This is a genomic window from Psychrobacter sp. 4Bb (genome assembly GCF_002836735.1).
In the GTDB taxonomy this organism is placed as follows: Bacteria; Pseudomonadota; Gammaproteobacteria; order Pseudomonadales; family Moraxellaceae; genus Psychrobacter.
In genome coordinates this window covers 1-239 of record NZ_PJAS01000032.1, presented here as the reverse complement: position 1 = coordinate 239, position 239 = coordinate 1, and the positions used below count along the sequence as shown (strand labels likewise).

Annotated in this window: 1 protein-coding gene; it reads left to right on the top strand. The window is 48.1% G+C overall.

Features of this window, described 5'->3' with window-relative positions; genetic code table 11:
• Window positions 1-21: 21 nt before the first annotated feature.
• Window positions 22-239, top strand: a 218-nt coding sequence (locus CXF60_RS00645; RefSeq protein WP_228706993.1) for a GTP-binding protein, incomplete at its 3' end; no start/stop codon positions are given.

Below are 239 nucleotides of genomic sequence, written 5' to 3'. Positions count from 1 at the left end.
CCAAAAAAAGAGGAAATACCCATGGCAAAGGCCAAGTTTGAACGTAACAAGCCACACGTCAACGTCGGTACAATCGGACACGTTGACCATGGTAAAACAACCCTTACCGCTGCAATCGCAACCGTAGCTGCAATCACCTCTGGTGGCGAAGCCAAAGACTACGCGTCTATTGACTCAGCACCAGAAGAAAAAGCACGTGGTATCACCATCAACACCTCACACGTAGAATATGACACAGA